The sequence below is a fragment of the Pseudomonas sp. AL10 genome, assembly GCF_029960685.1.
GTDB classification, from domain to species: domain Bacteria; phylum Pseudomonadota; class Gammaproteobacteria; order Pseudomonadales; family Pseudomonadaceae; genus Aquipseudomonas; species Aquipseudomonas lactis.
The window spans coordinates 25118-45228 of sequence record NZ_JASBQZ010000039.1 but is presented as its reverse complement, the minus strand read 5'-3'; the positions used below and the strand labels follow the sequence as shown (position 1 = coordinate 45228).

The following is a 20111-nucleotide window of genomic DNA, read 5'->3' as shown; positions in this document are numbered from 1 at the left end:
CCGAGCCTAAGCGAGGTGCCGAGTGGTGGGGCAAGAGCGTTTTGCTTACTTTTGCCTGGGCCGGCATTCCGGCTTTTCAAAAGTGAGCCGCTGTCAGAGCGGAACCCTAAGTGCCCGTAACCTAAATAACGGATATGTACCCGGTCCAACTATGTTGACTATCAGGCCGCCTTCGCAGGCAAGCCAGCTCTCACATTTGGATCGCGGGGCGTCAGGCCTCCCTTACAGCAATGCCCCTCTTAGCGCACGGACGTGGCAATTGCCCACTGATATTGCCTCGCGTCTCTACCAGTGGGACTGCGGCATATTGCAGAACGCCAAGTCTGTGGAAAGTGATCTGGAAGGTGGTAATCCGCCGCAAGAAACCTGGGGTTCAGCCACTCCCGCAGGGATTACACACCTTCCAGCCCACCTCCTACAGGCTCGATCATTTCTACGTGGTCACCGGTGGTCAAAGCGTTCCGTGTTTGTAAAAAAAATTGCCTCGTACCCCGTAACACCAAGGGAACCCGGCTCGCTCGAGAGGGCCTGATGTGCAAGGATGTCGCGCCGGACATCGTTCGTTGAACGCCAAACCAAGGATTTTTCATGACTGCCATTCCCACCCCTGCCCCCGTGGTTCCCGGGCGACTGGAACAGATGTCGACCCGCATCGCTTTTTTTATCGCAGGTTTTGGTATCGCGGCCTGGGCGCCGTTGGTGCCGTTTGCCAAGGCGCGCGCGAATCTGAACGAAGGCACGCTTGGCCTGCTGCTGTTATGCCTGGGGATGGGGTCGATCATCGCGATGCCGGTTGCGGGCGTACTGGCCTCGCGTTATGGCTGCCGACGCGTGCTGACCGCAGGGACACTGATGATCTGCCTGGCCCTGCCGATGCTGGCCACCGTCAGTTCGATCCCGTTGTTGATCGCAGGTTTATTCCTGTTTGGCGCGGGCCTGGGCACCGTGGACTCCACCGTCAATCTGCAAGCGGTGATCGTTGAGCGCGCCAGCGGCAAAACCATGATGTCGGGATTCCATGGTCTGTTCAGCCTGGGGGGCATTGTGGGCGCAGCGGGGGTTGCCGGCTTGCTGGGGCTGGGCCTGTCGCCACTGCAGGCCACTTTGCTGGTGGTTGTTATCATGGTTGTGGCGCTGTTGAAGGCCGCACCCCACCTGTTGCCTTATGGCAGCGAGAGCTCGGGCCCGGCGTTTGCGGTGCCCCATGGCGTAGTGTTTTTTATCGGTTGTCTGTGTTTCATCGTGTTCCTGGCTGAAGGTGCCGTTCTGGATTGGAGCGCGGTGTTCCTGAGTGCTGAGCGCGGTCTGGATGAGGCTTACGCCGGCCTGGGCTACGCGGCATTTGCCTTGACCATGACCGCTGGACGCCTGACCGGTGATGCCATTGTCCGACGCCTGGGCGCCACGCGAGTGATCGTGATCGGTGGCACGCTGGCCTGTGGTGGGTTGCTTCTGGCGACGCTATTGCCGGCCTGGGAAACTGCGTTGCTCGGGTATGCCTTGGTGGGCGCCGGTTGTTCGAACATCGTGCCGGTGCTGTACACCGCTGTGGGTAAACAAACAGTCATGCCGGAACATATTGCGGTGCCGGCCATCACCACATTGGGTTATGCCGGCATTCTCGCCGGCCCCGCCATGATCGGTTTCATCGCCCATGGCAGCAGCTTGAATATCGCCTTCGTCTTGGTCGCAGTGTTGCTGGCGGCAGTGGCCATCAGTGGCAAGATCCTCAGGGTGTAAACCAGACTTCAGCGCGTTTTACGGGCATCATCCTGCTCCCGCCAGCGTTCGAGGTTTTTGTTGCTGAGCCAGCCTTCCTTGTGAGGCGGGCCAAACAGTCGTGCGCCGCTGGCACGCTCCAATGACGGCAGCAAACCCGGACGCTCGATAATGTTCTTCGCCGTGTAGACACAGAGTTCGCTGTACTTGGACTTGGGCATGCCCGTAGACGTATCCACCACAGGCTCGCCCTGCTGATCAACCTCATACGGGTCTTGCATAACCACCCGAAGCTTGGCTATTTCAAGGTACTGATACGGTTCAAACAGGTAGGTTCGATCCATGGCCTTGTCTCTCAGGTTCGGAAACTCGCTTTGCAGCGCCTCCACCACCTGGGCATTGCCTTGGGCATGAAATGGATCCTGGCTGAACACGTTGGCAGAGCTGTTGCCCTGCAAAGCCTGGGCTGCCGCACTGAGGCTGTCACGCGTGATATCGCCGTCACGGCTGAAGATCGCGTCGCTTAACCGCGGGCGCTTGAGAATTTCCCTGACGACCTGGATCGCGCTGTCCAGCGCCTCGCTTTCACCCAAAGGGTGAGCGGCGATCCGCTGCAAGGACAGCCAGGTCAAGCGGCCATCATTTAAGAACGAGTGCAGCAGGCCGAAAGACTTTTCCAAAGCTTTAGCCAACTGGTTGTCCGTTGAGTTTTCACCCGGCAGGGTGCCGCTGGACCGTTGCGTCACAGGGTTCTGCAAGTCTCTATAACGCAGAGCGGACAAGGTTGCGCGCAACAGAAAGGGCTTGTGCGGGCCTCCAGCCGGAGGCGTAGAAGAGGTTTCATGCCAGGTTTCAGGGGGGGCGGCCGGGGCCGGTGATGGCGTGGTTGATTGTACGGCCGGCAGGTCGGGGGGGAGCGGTCGTCCGGAAGGTACTACACCCTCGATTGTCATGGGTTTTCTCCAACTCTTTTCAGATGTATATCCGCAGGGTGATCTGTGCCGCGATGGGCAAAATCAACGAATAGACTCCACTCAGGCAGGCACCTCATGTGTGGTTGGATGGACTCGACAGTTCCGCGTGAACGACTAATACCAATGACAGCATGTAAAACCGTGATCAATCCAGCTTTAGCCTACGCCACCAGCCTGCCAGGCTGTTGATCAAGCCGGTGTCCTTCAATGAATCGCCGTCGCCCCCCGCCCCCTGCCAGTCCGCCAGCAGGCCCCGGGAAAAATCATCCGAAACGGGTGCCTGGAATTTGCGCTCGCCGGCATAAGCCTTCATGCGCCTCGCCTCGGCCTCATATTCGGTCGACGCAAAGGGAAGGTTTAGTGAGGGTGCGCGCTCCTCACACATCTGCAGTTTCGCTGACTGGGTAGCGTGCAAAAGCTCGAGAGGGCCGGTTTTTGGGGAATTAAACGAGGTTGAAGTCATATGTTTCCCTCATTTGGAAACTGAAAAACGGCGTGCCAAATCACACCCGCATACCACCTATGTGGCAATCGGGCGTCATTCGTTCCTTGAAACATATAGGGCTGGCGCCGCCTTCGAGAGGCGGCGCCGAAGAACGATCAGCGGGACAACAAGTACAGTCCTGTACGGCTGATTTTTCCGTCGTCATCTTTACTGGCGCGATTATCCATCCGCTCAAGCGCATCACTGCGCTTGAGTATTTCCTGGGACAGCTGAATCAAATGGTCCTTGGCCGCGTCGCCGGTAAGCGGCTGGCGGGCCAACTTCTTCAGGTCACGGATTTTCAGGCTTGGCCCCCCGCTCCCGTTCTTCAACTCGTCGAAATGCTCAAGCAGCTCGCCGGCCAGTTCCTTGTCGGTCTTGTATTTGAAGTAGTTTTCTCCTTTGATCACCGCGTTCAGGCTGTGCCGGTCGATAAGGCCATCCAGAGCGCCCGTGGAACCGTGCCGGTCCAACGCGGCCATCAGCTCCGGACGCCGTAGCAGCTCATTGGCCAGGCGAATGTTCTCGTTCATGACGGGGTTAGGCGAGTACCCTCTTTTCGCCATCGCAAGAATGCTGTCAACACTGATGGAACGAGGGTTCTTCCGGTCTCTGAAGGCGTTGAAGCTGTCACGCAGTTGCTGCGCCAGCTCTTCACTACTCCTCAGGGAGTACTGTGGATCAGGCCTGCCGGGCGCGGGTGGATACGGTCGACCGGCCGTCGGGTCGGGTCGTGGCGGTGGATTGCTCTCAATGGGATTGGGCCTGGGTGGCGGGTTGCTGCAACCTGGGTTCGGCCGTGGCGGCGGATGCCCACAACCAGGATGCATGGGTGGCCGATGCCCAGAGAACCAGTGGCTGATCCAGTGCTTGAGTTGGCTCAGGAAGTTCTGCATGGCCGGCGGGTTGTGGTGATGCCCAAGCACATCTGCCGCGGTGGTTGGCGACTGGTGATGACTGAATACAGGCCCGGCCTTGCTGTCCCCGGTTTGAAAATTCACATGGGCAGCCTGCTGACCATTGAAGGAAGGCGTAGCAGGCGCCTGGCGGGTATTTTTGATCTCGGCCTTGGCATTGGCCGGTGAGAGGTCAGGCGTTGATGACGCAGAGACGGGTGCATCCGACATCGATACCGACATACGTTTCTCCATGACAGTGGGCGATTTTCAGCTTGTCGCTCCAACGCAATGTCGAAGCCCATCAGCTTTCCCATGTGTGGTTTTGCGTCGGAATCAGTTCCTGATCCAGCAATAATATGTGCGGGGGCGATGTAGGAAACAGAGGGTGGCCTGCCGATTATCAGTGAACAGAGCGCTTGACCCAGGCAAAAAAATCGCAACCCTGGGGTTGCGATCGTTCCTACCGACTACAGATCAGAACCCCACGCTTGCCTGTACGAAAAACGTGCGAGGCTCACCCAGGTATAACCCGGCATTGTTATCGCTGGAGCGCGTGTAATGCTGCTGGTCGAAAATGTTTTTTACGCCCACCCCCAACTTCAGATTCGATAGTTGCGCGCCAAAGTCATAGCCACTGCGTACGTTGACCGAGACATACCCTGGGATATCACCGTATTGGCCATCCGCAGTGCCTTGGGTGATGTAGGTGGTGCCAGTGCCCGGCGCACGTTGGCCGGACTGGGCATAGACGTCAAGGTTGTGGGTCCAGTGGTTGACGTCGTAACGCAGGCCCAAGGTCGCCACTTGGCGGGAATACAGTGGCAGGTCACGGCCCTTGAACGGCACATCACCTTCGGAGGTGGCCTTGGTGTAGGTAAAGCCCGCGTTGGCGGTCAGGCCGTCGAGGCGCGGGTCGAGGTTGGCCAGGTCGTAGTGGGCCGATGCTTCGATACCGCTGTGCTTGGTGGCGCCGAGGTTGGTCCAGCCCACGTCATTGCTGACGTATTGCAGTTCATCCGAGAAGTCGATGTAAAACAGCGTCACTTCGCCACCCCAGACGCTGTCGTTGTAGCGCGTACCGACCTCGTAGGTCTTGGCCTTTTCCGGGTTCAGGCCGTTGGCCGTCTGGTCGCCGGTACCGCCCTGGCCCAGTTGGAAATACTGCAGGCTGCCGAAGGAGGTTTCGTAGTTGGCGAACAGCTTCCATGCGTCAGACACGTGGTACATCACGCTCAGCGCCGGCAGCGGTTCGTTGTTGTGGACTTCGCGGCGCTTTTCCTCGGTACGCTTGCCGTTCAGGGCCACGACCGGACGATCATGCCATTCGGTGCGGATGTCTTCGAAGCGAATACCAGGGGTGATGGTCCATTTTCCGATATCGATTTTGTTATCGATATAGAAGGCGTTGGCTTCGGTGCCCCCAGTACGGTCCTGGTATACGTGGCCGTCGCTCTGCCCGCCCGGCGTCGGCACGTTGTTGACCAGATTCAGGCTGCTGGCCTCCTCGTGCATGCCCTCTTTGAGGTAGCGATAACCCACACTGACTTCTTGGGTACTGGGCCCCAGGTCAAACACATGGGACACACGCGGCTCGATGCCGAAGGTGTAGTAGGTACGCGGATAGGAGCTGAGGGTCTTGAGGTCGCGGTTGGCAATGTTGCTACCCCGGAAACTGTCGGAATAGTACGTCAGCACTTCGGCCTGGGTGCGGTCGTCGATCTGGCGGATGTACTTGAAGGACACGTCCTTGCGGCGCCCGCTGAAGTTGTCCCAGTCGCGTACCGACTGGTACGGGTTGGCGTCGAACTGCTTCTGGGTCAGGCCGCCGGGCATATCGGCGCTGGCATCGTAGTAGTGGAAGTTCAGCGAGAAATCGTCTTGATCGGTCGGCGCCCAGTGGGTCTTGAAGATCACGTCATCGATATCGTTGCCGTTGTTGCTGTTGCGGTAACCGTTGCCGTTGACCCCTGAGTACAGCAGCGCGGCGCCGATACCGTTGTCGGCCGTGCCGCCGACAAAGGCGTTCTCCACATGTTTCCAGCCCCCGTGGGCGGAGGTTTGCAGGGTGGTGCCGACTTCCCCGGAGAAGTCTTGCGGGATCGCACGGGTTACGAAGTTGATCACGCCGCCGACGTTCTGTGGGCCATAACGCACCGAACCCGCGCCACGGACAACGTCGATGCTTTCCAGGTTACCGGCAGAGATCGGCGCCATCGAGAGCTGTGGCTGGCCGTAAGGAGCGAACGCCGCCGGTACGCCGTCGATCAGCACGGTGGAGCGCGGCGACAGGCGCGACGTCAGCCCGCGTACACCGACGTTGAGGGAAATATCACTGCCACCGGTGCCGTTGGATTCCTGCACTTGCACGCCAGGCACGCGGCGCAGGACGTCACCGACGTTCATCGCGCCCTGCTCTACCATGGCTTCGCGGCGAATGACCGTGCGTGCGCCGGGATGGTTCTGCACCACTTCGGCATCGGCGTCGGCAAGCCAGTCGCCTACCACCTTGATATCGGTCACACCCAGCACCAGCGGCGAGCCGGCTTCACCGGTGCCGTTGATCACCGGGCGCAAGGTCACGGAGCCGGCGTCAATCTGGTAATCCAGGCCACTGCCTTGCAGCAATTGGCGCAGGGCTTGTTCGGGCGAGAGGTTACCATCGACCGCGGGGGCTTGCTTGCCGGCCACCATATCGGGGCTGAAGAACACTTGCAGCGAGGTCTGCTGGCCCAACTGGCTCAAGGCTGCGCCCAGGGGTTGGGCACGGATGTGGATGCCTTCGACAGCCTGTGCGGTGCTGATGGCAACGGCCAGGGCCAAAGGCGCCCAGCGAGAGATTTTATTGTTGTGGATGGCGAGTTTTTTCACGTCGAACCTAGTCCTGTGATCGCAAGCATGCGCGGCCGTTAATGCAAACCAGTTGCAGTTGCAGGAGAAGACGAAGAACTCGAAAAAAACCTGAATGTCAGCGTGAAATAATTTCCTGGCTACCGTCCGGCAAGGTGCGCAAGGCGACCGGCAGGATGTGGGGCAAGGCCTTGAGCAAGGCGTCGGTGTCGCTGGATTTGAAAACGCTGGTCAGGCGCAGGTTGCCCACCGCTGCCGTACTGACACGCAGCGGTTGCTCGCGGTAGCGCGACACCTCCCGCGCCACCTCACTCAGGGTGGCGTTGTTGAACACCAGTTTACCGCTGCGCCACGCGGTGAGTTCTCCAGGGTTTACCGCGTAGGCCGCTGCCACTTGGCCTAGGGGATCGACATGGGTGCCATGCCCGGCGGTGAGCGTGACAATGTGATCGGACGCCTGGCCCTGCACCTTGACCGTCCCGGCTTCGACCGCCACGCGGGTCTGGTCCGCATCCAGGCGCACATCAAAGCGCGTGCCGGTGACGGTCACCTGCCCTGCCCCGGCGGCGACTACAAACGGGCGGCCAGCGTCATGTTGCACGCTGAACATCGCCTCGCCCTGTTTTAGCTCCACGCCTCGCCAGCCCTTTTCGTAGTGAACCGCGACCACGCTGCGGCTGTTGAGGTCCATCACGGAACCGTCGGGAAAAGTCACCTGGCGATGCTCGCCCACTTGCGTGCTGAATTCGGCATTGTAGGACTTAGGCTCAAAGACGCTGAATACACTCAAACCCACTGCAACGGCGACCACACTGGCGGCCACGGCATAACGCAGCAGCGCACGCCGCCCAAGGCGCTCGGTCGGGGCATCGCCCAGCGCCTGCAAGCGGGCCTTGGGCAGTAAATCCGTAGCGTTCCATAGCCCTTGCAGCACATCGATTTCGTACTGATGCGCGGGCTGCGCTCCACGCCAGGCATCGAAACGTTGACGTTCCTGGGCGCTCAATGGGCCGTCTTGCAGGCGCACAAACCACTGCGCGGCCTCATCACGGACACGGTTATCCATCGTGGAAGATCCTGTTTCAAAGCCGGTCATGGCGCGCTCGCATCCAGACGATCACGCAGATGCCGCAGGGTGCGGATCATATACTTTTCCACCATGTTTTTAGACAGCCCCAGGCGTGTGGCGATTTCCTGCTGGGTGAGCCCTTCGATCTTCTGCCAGATAAAAACCCTGCGACAGTTGAGCGGCAACTCGGCCAGCGCCCGCTCGACGGCGTCGGCCAACTGGATCGCGTGCATGTAATGCTCCGGGTCGCCACTGTGAGGCGTGCTGTGATCAACTGCCTGCTGCGTCAACGCCTCGCGGCGGTCTTCGCGGCGGTAGGCGTCCACCGCAATATTGCGCGCGGTTTGATGCAGGTAGGCGCGCGGCTGCGCCACCTCGCAGGCAGCGGACTCAAGCACCCGCACGAAGGTGTCGTGCGCCAGGTCTTCGGCCTGCTGACGGTTTCTCAGGCGACGTGTCCAGGTGCCGATCAACTCTTCGTAGTGCTCGAAAAAGCCTGTTCTGCGGGGCGGCTGAGGAGTCATCGCGGGAGCACTGGGGAGGCGGGGCGTGAATAGTAATGCTTCCTATTAAGCGGGGCAATTGCTGCCTATCGCCCACTCACTATTTGTTCGAAATGACCTCACTCATGTATTGATGCAAATCGCGAAAGTCTTTAACACTCCAGGCATGTGGCGCGATCTTTACGCCATTGTCTTGCAGCGTCTTGGGGATCAGATTGCCGTTGGGGCGAAGGATGACCGAAGAGACGATAACGCCCGGATAATCATGGAGTCGTTTTTTGAAGGCGGCGGTTGTCAGGTCCGGGGTTGGCGGATTGCTTTTTTTAGCCAATGGCCCGGTGCCTTTGATATCGGGCCCGTGGCACACAGCGCAGCGCTGTAAATACAGCGTCTTACCATTGCTGTTGTCCGCGACGCATAAGGCTGTCTGAATCAGTGATAAAGCGGCTAATACGCCGCTGAGTAATAGTTTCGTCCCTCGGGTATCGGCCCACGCATGCATTCCATCGCTTCCTGTATTGCCCTTTATTTTCAGCATCATACGACAAAGTCGCGCTTTTGCCCGCGCTGGGCGTAAGCGCCAGGGGGTGAACTTCCGCTCCCCGCCGCCAGTCAGCAAGAAGGACTCTCATAAAACGGTGGGTGGGCGATGCAGATTTCCTTGCAGCAACAAGTGGCCCTGGTCACCGGGGCCAGTTCCGGTATTGGCGCGGGCGCGGCCAAAGCCCTGGCCGCAGCAGGCGCGGCGGTGGTGCTTAACTACAACTCCCAGGCGGCACCGGCGGAGGCCCTCGCCGCGCAGATCAATGCCAACGGCGGCCGAGCGCTTGCGATTGGCGGCGATGTGTCCAAGGAGGCCGATGTCGAACGCCTGTTCGCGCAAACCCTCGACGCCTTCGGCCATCTGGATATTCTGGTGGCCAATTCCGGCCTGCAAAAAGATGCCAATCTGGTGGATATGACCCTTGAGGATTGGAACACCGTGATTGGCGTCAACCTCACCGGGCAGTTCCTCTGCGCACGGGCGGCGGTGCGTATCTTCAATCGCCAGGGTATTCGCGAAGGTGTGTCACGGGCCGCCGGCAAAATCATCCATATGAGTTCGGTGCATCAAGTCATCCCCTGGGCCGGGCATGTGAATTACGCGGCGTCCAAGGGCGGCGTGGAGATGCTGATGCGCACCCTCGCTCAGGAAGTCAGCGAGCAACGCATCCGTATCAACGGCATCGCACCGGGGGCCATTCGTACGGCGATCAACCGTGCGGCCACCGAAGGCGCGGCAGAACAAGAGCTGCTTAAATTGATTCCTTATGGTCGTGTCGGTGACGTCGAAGACGTGGCCAATGCCGTGGTGTGGCTGGCCAGCGACGCTTCTGATTATGTGGTTGGCAGCACGCTGTTCATTGATGGCGGCATGAGCCTTTATCCGGAGTTTCGTGGCAATGGTTGATTTCAAGAACGAACCTCAAAGCGCCATTGATGCCCACGGGATCATCGGCGACATGCGCAGCGCGGCACTGGTGAACGACCGCGGCAGCATCGACTTCTTCTGCTGGCCGGAATTCGACAGCCCCTCGGTGTTCTGCGCATTGCTCGACACGCCCGAGGCCGGCACGTTTCAGCTTACCCCGGACCTGCCCAACGCCCGCCGCGAGCAGATCTACCTGCCCGACACCAACGTGTTGCAGACTCGCTGGCTGAGCGATGAAGCAGTGGTGGAGATCACCGACCTGCTGACCGTCAGCGAAAACGTCGATGAACTGCCTTTGCTGATCAGGCGGGTACGGGTGGTCAGTGGCAAGGCGACTATCCACCTGAGCTGCGCCGTGCGCCACGACTATGCCCGGGCCGCCACCGAAGCGAAGGCAGACGCTGCCAGTGTAGTGTTCACCGCCAGCGGCCAGCCCGGCCTGCGCCTGATCGGCAGCCAGCCGCTGACCCTGCAAGACAACACCGCCCTCGCCACGTTTACCCTCGCCCAGGAGGAAGGCGCTGAGTTTGTCCTCGGCGGCCAGGAGGATGCGCGCGTCACCAACGACTGTACCGACCTCTACCTGGAGCGCACCTTGAAATTCTGGCGCGGCTGGATCAGCCAATCCAACTACCGCGGGCGCTGGCGCGAGATGGTCAACCGCTCGGCCCTGGCGCTGAAACTTTTGACCTCGCGCAAACACGGCGCCATCATCGCCGCCGCCACGTTCGGGCTGCCGGAAACGCCCGGCGGCGAACGCAACTGGGACTACCGCTACACCTGGATCCGCGATGCCTCGTTCACCGTCTATGCGTTCATGCGCCTGGGTTTCGTCGAGGAAGCCAACGCCTACATGCGCTGGCTCAGGGGCCGGGTCAGCGACTGCTGCGGCCAGCCGACCAAGATCAACATCCTGTACGGCATCGACGGCCGCCAGGAACTCCCGGAAACCACCCTCGACCACTTGAGCGGCCACGGCGGCGCCCAACCGGTGCGGGTGGGCAATGAGGCGTTCGATCAGATCCAGCTGGATATCTACGGCGAACTGATGGACGCGGTTTACCTGGTGAACAAATACGGCGAAGCCATCTCCCACCAAGGCTGGAAACACACGGTGGAAGTGGTCGACCAGGTGTGTGAGATCTGGAACCACAAAGACGTAGGCATCTGGGAAATGCGCGGTGAGCAGCATCACTTCCTGCACTCACGCCTGATGTGCTGGGTGGCCCTGGACCGTGCCATCCGCCTGGCCTCCAAACGCTCACTACCAGCGCCGTTCGCACGCTGGGACCAGACGCGCCAGGCGATCTACGCCGACATCTGGACGAACTTCTGGAACGAAGAGCGCGGGCATTTTGTGCAGCATATCGGCAGCACCGCCCTCGACGGTTCGATGCTGTTGATGCCGCTGGTGCGCTTTGTCGCCGCCACGGACCCGCGCTGGCTGTCGACACTGCAAGCGATCCAGAAAAGCCTGGTGCGTGACGGCATGGTCTACCGCTACCGCAATGACGACAGCCAGATCGATGGGCTGCAAGGCGTCGAAGGCGCGTTTGCCGCCTGCTCGTTCTGGTACGTCGAATGCCTGGCGCGCGCCGGGCAAGTTGAAAAAGCCCATCTGGAATTCGAACAGTTGCTGCGTTACGCCAACCCGCTGGGGTTGTACGCCGAAGAGTTCGACAGCCAGGCCCGGCACCTGAGTAACACGCCCCAGGCCTTGAGCCATTTGGCATTGATCAGTGCGGCAACGTTCCTGGACCGCAAGCTCAGCGGGGAGAAAACCGTATGGCAACCCTGACCACCCCACCCGCACTGCTGTATGTGCGCACCACCCTGCTTGATGTGGCTTACGAAACCCACGGCCCCGTCGATGGCGAACCGGTGATCCTGTTGCATGGCTTCCCCTACGACCCTCGGGGCTACGACGACATCGCACCGGTGCTGGCTGAACGCGGTTATCGGGTACTGGTCCCGTATTTACGCGGTTATGGCCCGACGCGATTTATCAACACGCAAGTGATGCGCTCCGGCCAACAGGCGGCGCTGGCCAAGGACTTGCTCGACTTCATGGATGCCTTGGCCATCCCGCAAGCCACCCTCGCCGGCTTTGACTGGGGTGGGCGCGCCGCCTGTATTGTGGCGGCGCTGTGGCCGCAGCGGGTACGCGGCCTGGTGACCGGCGATGGCTACAACATCCAGGCCATCAGCCAGTCGCTCAAACCTCGGGCACCTGAGACAGAGCACCGGCTCTGGTATCAGTACTACTTTCACACCCAGCGCGGGGTCGATGGTTTGACGGCCAACCGGCGTGAACTCTGCCAATTGCTCTGGACGCTGTGGTCACCGTCCTGGGCCGAAGGGCCAAGCCGCTACGCCCTGACCGCGCCGTCGTTTGATAACCCGGATTTTGTCGAGGTGGTGATTCATTCGTATCGCCATCGCTTCATGTATGCGCCGGGTGATCCCGCGCTGGAATCCATCGAGCAGGCGCTGGTGCCACAACCGGCGATCTCGGTACCGAGCATTTCGTTGTGCGGGGCCGACGACGGTGTGGGCCCGCCGCCGCTTGTGGATGACGATGTGGAGCACTTCAGCGGCTTTTATCGCCGCCAGGTGTTGCCCGGCGTTGGCCACAATGTTTTCCAGGAAGCGCCCCAGGTCACGCTTCACGCTTTGCTGGAACTACTGGAGCGGTGAAAAACGCTCCCGATACGCCTGTGGCGTCACCGACAAAGCCCTTAGAAAGCTGCGACGCAAGGTCTCTTCACAGCCAAAACCGCATTGCATGGCGATACGTTTGATGGAGGTTGTGCTGTCTGCCAGTTGCCGGCGTGCGTTTTCGACGCGAATCAGTTCCACGGCCCGCGCCGGGGTCTGGCCGGTCTCGGTGCGGTAGTGACGCACAAAGCTGCGCTCGCTCATACCGGCCTGGGCCGCCAGTGTGGCGATGCTCAACTCCAGCGTCAGGTTATCGGCGATCCAGGCATGCAGCTCGGCGAAGCGGCTGTCGCTCTTTTGCAGGGATAACGTCACGCTGAATTGCGACTGGCCGCCAGGGCGCTTGAGGAACACCACCAGGTGGCGCGCAACCTCCAAGGCAATCGCACGCCCCAGGTCATCCTCTACCAGGGCCAGGCACAGGTCGATCCCGGCGGTCACGCCAGCAGACGTCCACACCGCGCCTTGCTGGATGAAAATCGGATTGGCCTCCACCGTGAGCGCAGGGAACTTGCGCGCCAGTTCTTCACAGCGCGTCCAGTGCGTGGCCACGCGGCAACCATCGAGCAAACCACTGGCGGCCAGCAGAAAAGCCCCGGTGCACACTGAAGCCATGCGCCGGGTGTGCCGGGATTTATCACGCACCCATTGCACCAGCGTCGGGTCCTCGGCAACACCGTACACCCCCCAGCCACCGGCGATCACCAGCGTGTCGCAGGGCTGGTCAATGGCGGGCAGCGGCTCGGCCAGCAGCGCCAGGCCGGCCGACGTCATTACCGGCCCAGCCTGAGTAGCAATGACGTTGACCGCGTAGGGCAATGGCAAACCACGTTGGCGCGCCAGATCGTTAGCCGATGCGAACACTTGTAGAGGCCCGGTGACATCGAGCACCTGGGCATTCTCAAACGCGAGCACATGAATAATTTTTGGCATGATTGGCGAGATTAGTGGGCTCAATGGCGTATTCGCCAAAGCCTAGGCTTCTACAGTAAGGACGTCCATCCCTTTCGGAGCGTGAATCATGACCTTGCAGATCGGCTTTCTATTGTTCCCCGGCATCCAGCAACTGGACCTTACCGGCCCCTATGATGTCCTCGGTTCGCTGCCAGACGTGAAACTGCACCTGGTGTGGAAAGACCTGGCACCGATCACCTCCAGCACCGGCTTGGTGTTCACGCCGACCATCACGTATGCCGACTGCCCGAACCTGGATGTGCTCTGCGTACCCGGCGGCGCCGGTGTGGGCCCTTTGATGGAAGACCCGCAAACCCTGGATTTTCTCAAGGCCCAGGCACAGACAGTGCGCTACATGACCTCGGTGTGCACCGGCTCACTGGTACTGGGCGCGGCAGGGTTACTGCGCGGTCGCAAGGCCACCACCCACTGGGCCTACCACGACCTGCTCGCCCCGCTCGGTGCCATCCCCGTGCAGGAGCGTGTAGTGCGTGACGGCAACCTGTTTACCGGCGGCGGGATCACCGCCGGCATCGACTTTGCCCTGACTCTGGCCGCGGAGTTGTACAGCGAAGCGGCGGCGCAACTGGTACAACTGCAGATCGAATACGCGCCGGCCCCACCGTTTGACTCAGGCCGCCCGGAGACGGCGCCCCGGCATGTGCTGGAGGAAGCCAACAAGCGCACGGTGGAGTCACGCAGAGTGCGCGGGGAGATTGTTGCGCGGGCAGCTGCGCGGCTGGGGTGAAGTTGGATTTCTCACGTCCGGTCGCTGAATTTGCAGCGACTGGGAAGGTCCGTGGGAATGAACCGGTTTCAACGCTTGAACGTGAGGTAAGTCCTAGTCCGCTGTACGAAACTCCTTTTGATTCTCTCGGTGCTCAACGGCTGTCCAGTCGTAGCCAGTCTTTCGACTGACCTAGTAGTCGTGGCAAAGCTGGCCAAAGGTATCTCTTTCAGTCAAATAGGTGGCCGTTACCGCAGGAATGAATATGTGCTCGGTCTGATACCCGGTGTCGGCTGGCAGGCCGCCTTCGCGAGCAAGCCAGCTCCCACAATTGGATCGTAGGGTGTCAGGTAGAGAAGCGTCGGCTGGCAGGCCGCCATCGCAGGCAAGCCAGCTCCCACAGTTGGATTGCGGGGTGTCTGGTAGATGAGCGTCGGCTGTCGGGCCCCCCGCCACAAAGAAACTTGCTTGGCTTCCCGCCTGTCATTCAGGCAGGACGCGACATCACCGCCAAGCGCACGGCCAACGCCGTCAGCACCGCTGCCAAGCCCCACTTCTGCAGCCAGGCGCTTTTGGTGCGCTTGGCGAAGAAGCGGCTCAGCGCCCCGCCAAACAGGCCCAATAGCATGTGAAACACGCTCGCGATCAACGTCAGCACGCCGCCCAGCACCATCAGTTGCAAGGCGATGGGCCCCGCCTCGGGCCGCACAAACTGCGGCAGGAACACCATGAAAAACAACAACGCCTTGGGGTTGAGCAAACTGTTGAACATAGCCTGCAAAAACACCCGGCCCAACGCCACGCTGCCGACGTGAGCGGCGCCCAGGCTGGGGCGTTTTTGCAAGGTTTTGAAGACCAGCCACAGCAGGTAGATCACGCCCGCATAACGGATCAGGTCGAATGCCGGCGGCCAACTGGCGACCACCGCCGTCACCCCCATGGCGGTCAATGCGGTCAGCAGCAGGTCGGCCACGCCGATGCCCAGGGCCGAGGCAACACCGCCGCGCCAGCCATGGGTGACACCCTGGCTGATGACAAACGCCATGTTCGGCCCCGGTGACAGCAGCAACAGCAACACAGCGCCGGAAAAAACGCCGAGTGTGACAAGGCTGATCATGCTTGAACCGTCCACCTGCAAAAACTGCAGATTAATCGGTGCTTCCAGCCCCTACAAAAAATTGTGCTGGATACATTGCTCACGCAGCGAACCCAGTGATTGCTGAATGCCACGACCAACGTCTAGAATGCGAAACATTATCAATTAAGCCTGCTGCGCCAGGATGACCATGTCGAGCGATCACCCACTGGACCCTGCTGCCATCGGCCAGCTTTACCAAGCCCACCACTCCTGGCTGCGGGGCTGGTTGAGCCGGCGCACGGGTTGCCATGAGCGCGCCGCTGACCTCGCGCAGGACACCTTCGTGCGCCTGCTCAACGCGCGTCAGCAACAGACTTTGCAGCAGCCGCGCGCTTATCTGAGCAGCATCGCACGCAGCTTGATGATCGACCAATACCGGCGCCGCGAACTGGAACGCGCCTACCTGGAAAGCCTGGCGCACTTTGCGCAAATGGAGGTGCCGAGCGAAGAAACACGGCGGCTGATCCTCGACAGCCTGGAGCGCATTGACCGTCTGCTCGACCAGCTCAAGCCGAGGGTGCGCGAGGCGTTCCTGTTGGCCCAATTGGACGGCCTGACCTGCCCGCAGATCGCCTTGCGCCTGGGCGTGTCCAAGGCCACGGTGGAACGCGACCTATCCAAGGCGCTGCACGCCTGTTACCGGTTGCGCTATGCCGACTCCTGACTCGCGCCTGGTCGACCAGGCCATCCAGTGGATGATCAAGTTGCGCTATAACACCGCCGACGACGCCAGCACCGCGGCCTTTGAACAGTGGCTGCACACCAGCGACGCGCATCAACAGGCCTGGCATCGGGTCGCCACCCTGAATGACGATTTCAACCAATTGCCAGCGCATGTCAGTCGCCATGCACTCGACGGCGCACGCCAGCACATCAGCCGTCGTGAAAGCCTGAAACTGCTCGGGCTGTTTGCCGGCGCCGCAGGTTTAGCCTGGCTTGGCCGCGACTACACGCCCCTGCCCGCCTTAATGGCGGACTACCGCACCGCCACTGGCGAGCGGCGCTGGGTAGCATTGGAGGATGGCAGCAAAGTCCAGCTCAACAGCGCCAGCGCCGTCGACATTACTCCTGGCGCCGAACAACGGCTGGTGAACCTGCGCCAGGGTGAAATTTTGATCAATACCGGGGCCGACCACCGTGCGCTATGGGTGCATACCCGCGATGGTTACCTGCGCGCCCTCGGTACGCGCTTGCTGGTGCGCGAAGAACCCCAAGGCACCTTGCTGGCCGTGCAACAGGGTGCGGTAGCGGTGTTTACCGACCGCTATGACGGCGCCGCACGCCAAGTGATCAAGCCGGGCGAACAGGTGATGTTCAATCGTAACGGCATTCGCCCGTCCCCCAACAACGGCCTGGACCCTTGGGCCTGGAGTGACGGCGTGATCAGCGCCCACAATATGCGCCTGGAGGACTTCCTGGCCGAGCTGGGTCGCTATCGCAATGGGTTGCTGCGTTGCAGCGAAGCCGTGGCGGGGCTGCGGGTGTCGGGCACTTACCAACTGGACGACACCGACCAGGTGCTCAAGTTGGTGGCGCAATCGCTGGCAATCGATGTGACCTACCGTAGCCGTTACTGGGTGACCGTCTCCGCGCGCGCGTGACCGACCAAAAATAAATGAGGTGAATTCTCATTGCCATTCGACCTGTAAGGAAAGGCCGATCAACAGGCCCATGTTGTCCACTTCCTTCAGGAGCATCCCGCGGTCATGCAAGCGTTCCCCTCCCTGCGTTCACCTCTCAGGCACGCCATCAAGGCGACCCTCCTCGGCGCCTGCCTGGCGGCCACTGCCCTTCCGTATACCGCCGGTGCCCAGCCAACCGGCGGCGAACGCCAGACGCGCACCTGGAATATCGCCCCCGGCCCACTGGCCGGCGCCCTCGATCAATTTGCACGGCAGGCCGGTATCAGCGTGTCGTATGACGCAGGCAGCGTAGCCGGCAAAAGCAGTGATGGGCTGAGCGGTACCCTGGAGCCACAACAGGCCCTGAGCCGACTGCTTCAAGGCCAGGGCTTGCAGGCTCAGAGCCAGGGCCCGAACGCTTGGTTACTGTTACCTCAACAGGCCGACAGCTCGACCCTGAACCTGGGCGCCACCACCATTAACGGCGAGCGCCTGGGCGCCACCACCGAAGGCAGCGGCTCCTACACCACCGGCGCGGTGACCATCGGCAAGGGCGAACACAGCCTGCGACGCACGCCGCAATCGGTGAGTGTGATGACACGCAAGCTGATGGATGACCAGAACATCACCACCATCGACCAATTGCTGGAGCGCACCCCAGGCATCACCAGCTACGAATCGCCCATGGGCGGCAAGTATTTTTACTCCCGGGGCTTCAAGATGCTCGGCCAGTACCAGTTCGATGGTGTACCACTGGACATCGGCAAGGACTACATACAAGCCGACAGTTTCAGCGCGAACATGGCGATTTATGACCGTGTGGAAGTGCTTAAAGGCGCTGCCGGAATGCTCAAGGGCGCCGGCACTGCCAGTGGTGCGGTGAACTTCGTGCGCAAGCGGCCCCAGGACAAGCCCACCACCAGCCTTGGCCTGTCGGCGGGCACCTGGGATAACTATCACGCCGAATTCGACACCGGCGGCCCATTGAACGACAGCGGCACGGTGCGCGGCCGCGCGGCGGTGAGCCAACAGAACCGTGGCTCTTACATGGACCTTGCCAAGCGCCAGGACCAGGCGTTTTACGCGGCCCTGGACATGGATGTCCGCCCTGACACTACCCTGGGCTTCGGAGCCAGCTATGAGGATGTCGACTCCACGCCGTGCTGGAGCGGCCTGCCGCGTTATCGCGACGGCAAAAGCCTCGGCCTGAGCCGCTCCACCTGCCTGGGCCAGGCCTGGAACGATTGGCAAAGCCAGCGCACCACGCTGTTCGCCGATCTGACCCATCACTTCAACGACGACTGGAAGCTCAAAGTCAGCGCCGTGCATAGCCGCAACCTGCAAGACATCAAATACGCCGCCAGCGAGAGCACCGTGGACTATGGCAACCCGGCCCCCACGCTCACCAGCTACGCAGCCTTGCTGGACTACGATCACAAAGACTACGGCCTGGACGCCTACATCGACGGTCAATTTGAAGCCTTTGGCCTGCAACATGAGTTGATCCTCGGCGCCAATGGCAGCCGTGGCACTCAGGACGATGTCTATGCGATCCGCAACCTGCCCCAGCGCCAAAGCGTCTTCAACCCCAACCACCACTTCCCGGAACCTGCCGACGACACCTTCTGGCCCAACATGTACCGTGGCGGCACGGTCAAGGAAACCGCCACTCAATACGGTGCCTACGCCACCTTGCGCCTGCGTCTGGCCGAACCTTTGATGCTGGTTCTGGGCAGTCGCGTCAGTTGGTATGAAAACCGCCGTGAGTCCCTGAACCTGGCCTGGGGCGAGTGGGCCGACCAGGATGCACGCACCAAGGAAACCGGGGTGGTCACGCCGTTTGCCGCGCTGATCTACGACCTCAATGACAACCTTTCGGTGTACGCCAGCTACGCCGATATCTTCCAGCCACAAAGCTCCTACGCTACGGTCAGCGGTTCGGCCCTCAAGCCGAAAATGGGTGAGAACTATGAGTTGGGCATCAAGGGCGAATGGTTTGACGGGCGCCTGAACAGCTCCCTGGCGCTGTTTCGCGCCATCGAAAAAAACGCCGCCCAAACCGATTTCGAGACCCGCTGCGGCAGCTCCTCCGACGGCTACTGCTACACCGACACGGGCAAAGTGCGCGCTCAAGGGGTCGAGGCCGAGCTGAGCGGCGAATTGCTTGAACGCCTGCAGGTGTTCGGCGGCTATACCTACACGCAAACCAAGAACCTGAAAAACATCGACAGTGCCGCCGAAGGCGCGGTGTCCAACACCTACGTACCGCGGCATATGCTGCGTTTGTGGGGCGACTACCAGTTGGACGGTGCGCTGTCGAAATGGACAGTCGGCGCAGGCGTCAACGCCCAAAGCAGTAACTACCGCCTGCAAACCATCAAACTGGAGCAGGCCGGGTATGCGTTGTGGAGTGCGCGCATTGCGTATCAGGTGGACGACACCTGGACTGTGGCGCTCAACGGCAACAACCTGTTCGATAAAAACTACTACCAGACCGTTGGTACAGCAGGCTGGGGTAACCTCTACGGGGAGCCGCGTAACCTCACGCTGAGTCTCAAAGGCAACTTCTAAGCACTGCATACCCCTCCTGTAGGAGCGAGCTTGCTCGCGAAAAACTCACAGACGCCGCGTTTATTCAGGAAGCACGCGTTATCGTTGACGTCTTTCGCGAGCAAGAACCAGGCGTCCTCGCTCCTACAAAAAAGCCTTGTCCCACCCCCTCCTTCCCGCCGGCAAAAGCTTTTCGTCGCTGGCAGGCAAATCCCCAGGTTTGTTCCTACACTCCAAAAAGCCATCATCGATTCTCGATTATTCTGAAATACCCGCCATATACGTCAACAAACCGTCATATCATGGAGGCATTGAGAGGGACACCGAAGAAAACGGACGAAAAGCCAAATCATTGACACAAATCCTCAATGAAGCCACTATTTAGCCATCACCCAGTAAATGCCTGCGTCTAGACAGCCATTACGGTTTACCCAGC

General features: G+C 60.6%; 17 protein-coding genes. 8 read left to right on the top strand and 9 right to left on the bottom strand.

The window, feature by feature from the left end; genetic code table 11:
• The first annotated feature begins 588 nt into the window (after positions 1 to 588).
• The gene (locus tag QK296_RS24340; RefSeq protein WP_003190242.1) at positions 589 to 1740 is read left to right on the top strand and encodes an MFS transporter; all 1152 of its coding nucleotides are present in this window, start codon (positions 589 to 591) and stop codon (positions 1738 to 1740) included.
• An 8-nt stretch (positions 1741 to 1748) separates the two neighbouring features.
• On the opposite strand, the gene QK296_RS24335 is transcribed toward QK296_RS24340, so the two are convergent.
• The 7 genes from QK296_RS24335 to QK296_RS24305 form a co-directional block, all read right to left on the bottom strand.
• Positions 1749 to 2465, bottom strand: coding sequence for a type III secretion protein (locus QK296_RS24335; RefSeq protein WP_282391507.1), 717 nt, complete (start codon positions 2463 to 2465; stop codon positions 1749 to 1751).
• Between the two features lie 373 nt (positions 2466 to 2838).
• On the bottom strand, positions 2839 to 3006 hold the full coding sequence (locus tag QK296_RS24330; RefSeq protein WP_120249165.1) for a type III secretion effector protein: 168 nt from the start codon (positions 3004 to 3006) through the stop codon (positions 2839 to 2841).
• 287 nt (positions 3007 to 3293) lie between these two features.
• Positions 3294 to 4316: a hypothetical protein gene (locus QK296_RS24325; RefSeq protein WP_003190238.1), complete on the bottom strand. Its 1023-nt coding sequence runs from the start codon at positions 4314 to 4316 to the stop codon at positions 3294 to 3296.
• A 234-nt stretch (positions 4317 to 4550) separates the two neighbouring features.
• Positions 4551 to 6944 (bottom strand): TonB-dependent receptor, encoded by a 2394-nt coding sequence (locus QK296_RS24320; protein WP_282391505.1) that lies wholly within the window; start codon positions 6942 to 6944, stop codon positions 4551 to 4553.
• Between the two features lie 97 nt (positions 6945 to 7041).
• Entirely contained in the window at positions 7042 to 7989 is a 948-nt protein-coding gene (locus QK296_RS24315) for a FecR family protein (protein WP_032900512.1), read from the bottom strand.
• Between the two features lie 26 nt (positions 7990 to 8015).
• On the bottom strand, positions 8016 to 8516 hold the full coding sequence (locus tag QK296_RS24310; protein WP_003190233.1) for a sigma-70 family RNA polymerase sigma factor: 501 nt from the start codon (positions 8514 to 8516) through the stop codon (positions 8016 to 8018).
• Positions 8517 to 8595: 79 nt separating this feature from the next.
• On the bottom strand, positions 8596 to 8997 hold the full coding sequence (locus tag QK296_RS24305; RefSeq protein WP_034135250.1) for a cytochrome c: 402 nt from the start codon (positions 8995 to 8997) through the stop codon (positions 8596 to 8598).
• A gap of 147 nt (positions 8998 to 9144) precedes the next feature.
• On the opposite strand from QK296_RS24305, the gene QK296_RS24300 reads away from it, so the two are divergent.
• The 3 genes from QK296_RS24300 to QK296_RS24290 are packed head-to-tail and all read left to right on the top strand — an operon-like array spanning position 9145 to position 12663.
• On the top strand, positions 9145 to 9945 hold the full coding sequence (locus QK296_RS24300; RefSeq protein WP_003190230.1) for a glucose 1-dehydrogenase: 801 nt from the start codon (positions 9145 to 9147) through the stop codon (positions 9943 to 9945).
• Positions 9938 to 11764: a glycoside hydrolase family 15 protein gene (locus QK296_RS24295; protein WP_282391501.1), complete on the top strand. Its 1827-nt coding sequence runs from the start codon at positions 9938 to 9940 to the stop codon at positions 11762 to 11764. The genes QK296_RS24300 and QK296_RS24295 overlap by 8 nt, the downstream gene beginning before the upstream one ends.
• Positions 11752 to 12663 (top strand): alpha/beta hydrolase, encoded by a 912-nt coding sequence (locus QK296_RS24290; RefSeq protein ID WP_003190226.1) that lies wholly within the window; start codon positions 11752 to 11754, stop codon positions 12661 to 12663. The genes QK296_RS24295 and QK296_RS24290 overlap by 13 nt, the downstream gene beginning before the upstream one ends.
• On the opposite strand, the gene QK296_RS24285 is transcribed toward QK296_RS24290, so the two are convergent.
• Entirely contained in the window at positions 12649 to 13617 is a 969-nt protein-coding gene (locus QK296_RS24285) for a GlxA family transcriptional regulator (protein ID WP_003190225.1), read from the bottom strand. The genes QK296_RS24290 and QK296_RS24285 overlap by 15 nt on opposite strands.
• Positions 13618 to 13705: 88 nt before the next feature.
• Here QK296_RS24285 and inhA point away from each other — a divergent pair, with 88 nt between their 5' ends.
• Entirely contained in the window at positions 13706 to 14386 is a 681-nt protein-coding gene (gene inhA / locus QK296_RS24280) for an isonitrile hydratase (protein WP_034135249.1), read from the top strand.
• A 466-nt stretch (positions 14387 to 14852) separates the two neighbouring features.
• On the opposite strand, the gene QK296_RS24275 is transcribed toward inhA, so the two are convergent.
• Positions 14853 to 15482: a LysE family translocator gene (locus tag QK296_RS24275; protein ID WP_003190221.1), complete on the bottom strand. Its 630-nt coding sequence runs from the start codon at positions 15480 to 15482 to the stop codon at positions 14853 to 14855.
• Between the two features lie 169 nt (positions 15483 to 15651).
• Between QK296_RS24275 and QK296_RS24270 the strand changes: the two genes are divergently transcribed.
• From QK296_RS24270 to QK296_RS24260, 3 genes are all read left to right on the top strand, one after another.
• Entirely contained in the window at positions 15652 to 16167 is a 516-nt protein-coding gene (locus QK296_RS24270) for a sigma-70 family RNA polymerase sigma factor (protein ID WP_003190219.1), read from the top strand.
• Positions 16154 to 17104, top strand: a complete 951-nt coding sequence (locus QK296_RS24265; RefSeq protein ID WP_282391497.1) for a FecR domain-containing protein — start codon at positions 16154 to 16156, stop codon at positions 17102 to 17104. Before QK296_RS24270 ends, QK296_RS24265 begins: the two co-directional genes overlap by 14 nt.
• A gap of 105 nt (positions 17105 to 17209) precedes the next feature.
• Positions 17210 to 19696 (top strand): TonB-dependent siderophore receptor, encoded by a 2487-nt coding sequence (locus tag QK296_RS24260; protein ID WP_169855130.1) that lies wholly within the window; start codon positions 17210 to 17212, stop codon positions 19694 to 19696.
• Positions 19697 to 20111: the final 415 nt, after the last annotated feature.

What these genes read in the sequence shown, in the direction of transcription:
- QK296_RS24340 (WP_003190242.1), top strand. Translation starts at nt 589, where the DNA reads ATGACTGCCATTCCCACCCCTGCCCCCGTGGTTCCCGGGCGACTGGAA.
- QK296_RS24330 (WP_120249165.1), bottom strand. Translation starts at nt 3,006, where the DNA reads ATGAAGGCTTATGCCGGCGAGCGCAAATTCCAGGCACCCGTTTCGGAT.
- QK296_RS24325 (WP_003190238.1), bottom strand. Translation starts at nt 4,316, where the DNA reads ATGTCGGTATCGATGTCGGATGCACCCGTCTCTGCGTCATCAACGCCT.
- QK296_RS24315 (WP_032900512.1), bottom strand. Translation starts at nt 7,989, where the DNA reads ATGGATAACCGTGTCCGTGATGAGGCCGCGCAGTGGTTTGTGCGCCTG.
- QK296_RS24310 (WP_003190233.1), bottom strand. Translation starts at nt 8,516, where the DNA reads ATGACTCCTCAGCCGCCCCGCAGAACAGGCTTTTTCGAGCACTACGAA.
- QK296_RS24305 (WP_034135250.1), bottom strand. Translation starts at nt 8,997, where the DNA reads ATGCATGCGTGGGCCGATACCCGAGGGACGAAACTATTACTCAGCGGC.
- QK296_RS24300 (WP_003190230.1), top strand. Translation starts at nt 9,145, where the DNA reads ATGCAGATTTCCTTGCAGCAACAAGTGGCCCTGGTCACCGGGGCCAGT.
- QK296_RS24295 (WP_282391501.1), top strand. Translation starts at nt 9,938, where the DNA reads ATGGTTGATTTCAAGAACGAACCTCAAAGCGCCATTGATGCCCACGGG.
- QK296_RS24290 (WP_003190226.1), top strand. Translation starts at nt 11,752, where the DNA reads ATGGCAACCCTGACCACCCCACCCGCACTGCTGTATGTGCGCACCACC.
- QK296_RS24285 (WP_003190225.1), bottom strand. Translation starts at nt 13,617, where the DNA reads ATGCCAAAAATTATTCATGTGCTCGCGTTTGAGAATGCCCAGGTGCTC.
- inhA (WP_034135249.1), top strand. Translation starts at nt 13,706, where the DNA reads ATGACCTTGCAGATCGGCTTTCTATTGTTCCCCGGCATCCAGCAACTG.
- QK296_RS24275 (WP_003190221.1), bottom strand. Translation starts at nt 15,482, where the DNA reads ATGATCAGCCTTGTCACACTCGGCGTTTTTTCCGGCGCTGTGTTGCTG.
- QK296_RS24270 (WP_003190219.1), top strand. Translation starts at nt 15,652, where the DNA reads ATGTCGAGCGATCACCCACTGGACCCTGCTGCCATCGGCCAGCTTTAC.
- QK296_RS24265 (WP_282391497.1), top strand. Translation starts at nt 16,154, where the DNA reads ATGCCGACTCCTGACTCGCGCCTGGTCGACCAGGCCATCCAGTGGATG.
- QK296_RS24260 (WP_169855130.1), top strand. Translation starts at nt 17,210, where the DNA reads ATGCAAGCGTTCCCCTCCCTGCGTTCACCTCTCAGGCACGCCATCAAG.